The organism is Halomonas sp. BM-2019 (assembly GCF_017584085.1).
Window position 1 is genome coordinate 1,129,849 of the sequence record NZ_CP071922.1, and the last position, 1,817, is coordinate 1,131,665.

A 1,817-nucleotide genomic window follows, 5' to 3' on the forward strand; every position below is an offset into this window, starting at 1 on the left:
AACGTCGCTCACCAAGTTAAGAAAATGGACATGGATGCGATCAAGCACTTCCGTGACCGCTTCAATATTCCAATTAAAGATAGCGAGCTTGAAGACATCCCATACTACAAGTTTGAGGATGATAGCGAAGAGCTGAAGTATTTGCGTGACCGCCGTGAGAAGCTCGGTGGCTTTATGCCGGTGCGTCGTGCTGAAACAGATAAGGAGCTCGAGGTTCCAGGTCTGAAGGCATTTGAAGCGGTGTTGAAAGGCTCAGGGGATCGTGAAATTTCCACGACTATGGCCTTTGTACGGGTTCTCACTGCCATGCTGAAAGATAAGAAAGTGGGACAACGTGTCGTTCCTATCATTCCGGATGAAGCACGAACTTTCGGAATGGAAGGCTTGTTCCGTCAAGTGGGTATCTACTCGTCACAAGGACAGAAGTATACGCCACAAGATGCCGATCAAGTTGCCTATTATCGCGAAGATAAGAAAGGCCAAGTGCTGCAAGAAGGCATCAACGAATTGGGTGCGATGGCTTCGTGGGTAGCGGCAGGAACGAGCTATTCATCAAATAACGAGCCCATGATTCCTGTTTACATCTATTACTCCATGTTTGGTTTCCAACGTGTCGGTGATCTGGTGTGGGCAGCGGGTGATAGCCAAGCCCGTGGTTTCTTGATTGGTGGTACCGCCGGCCGAACCACGCTGAACGGCGAGGGCCTCCAGCACCAAGATGGGCACAGCCACTTGCACTTTGGGACCGTGCCGAACTGCATTAGCTATGATCCAACCTACGGATACGAAGTTGCGGTGATTGTTCAGGACGGTATGCGCCGGATGTTCGCGGAACAGGAAAACGTGTTCTATTACATCACCGTGATGAACGAGAACTACAAGCAACCAGAAATGCCAGAAGGATCGGAAGAAGGCATCTTGCGCGGCATCTACAAGTTGGATGAAGTGAAAGCGAAAAGTGGCAAAACCAAGGCAAAAGGCGAAGTTCGTCTGCTTGGTTCAGGCACCATCCTCAATGAAGTGCGGAAAGCGGCGCAAATCTTGGCAGATGACTTTGATATCCAAGCAACTGTCTTCAGTGCGACGTCGTTCAACGAACTCGCACGCGATGGATTGGATGTCGAGCGGCACAACATGTTGAACCCGACCAAGAAAGAGAAGCGCGCGTTCATCACAGAAGTGCTTGAGCAAGGCAATGGTCCAGTCATTGCAGCGACAGACTACATGAAGCTATATGCGGACCAAGTCCGTGCTTGGGTACCTGGCGCATATCGTGTTTTGGGTACCGATGGTTTCGGACGCTCGGACAGCCGTGAAAATCTGCGTCGTCACTTTGAAGTAAATGCAGAGTATGTCGTTGTGGCTGCCCTGAGCGAGCTTGCCAAAGCGGGCGATATCGATAAGAAAGTGGTGGCGAAAGCCATCAAAGATTTCGGTATCGATGTTGAGAAAGTAAACCCACTGTACGCGTAAGGAGCGACTCATGGCAGATGCAAAAGAAGTAAAAGTTCCCGACGTCGGTGGGGAAAGAGTTGAAGTCATCGAAGTTCTGGTTAGTGAAGGGGACTCGGTAGAGGCCGAGGACTCGTTGGTGACTGTAGAAAGTGACAAGGCCTCCATGGATATCCCTGCGCCTTTCGCTGGAAAAATTAAGAGTCTCAAAGTCAGTGTCGGCGACAAAATCAGCGAGGGTGATTTGCTTGCGTTGATTGAAGCAGCCGAAAGTGAATCTGCAGATGACAGCGAGGAAGAAGCGTCTTCCGGTGAGACGCAAGAAGAAGCGGATTCTCCATCGAAAGAAGACGATCAGAAAGAGG

At 50.4% G+C, this 1,817-nt stretch carries 1 protein-coding gene and 1 pseudogene; both read left to right on the top strand.

The annotated features are described in order from the left end of the window. Positions 1 to 1,473: pseudogene (gene aceE / locus J5F18_RS05725) on the top strand (pyruvate dehydrogenase (acetyl-transferring), homodimeric type); the annotation flags it as partial. Between the two features lie 10 nt (positions 1,474 to 1,483). Continuing rightward, on the top strand, positions 1,484 to 1,817 hold a 334-nt coding region (locus J5F18_RS05730), incomplete at its 3' end, for a biotin/lipoyl-containing protein (RefSeq protein WP_346301359.1).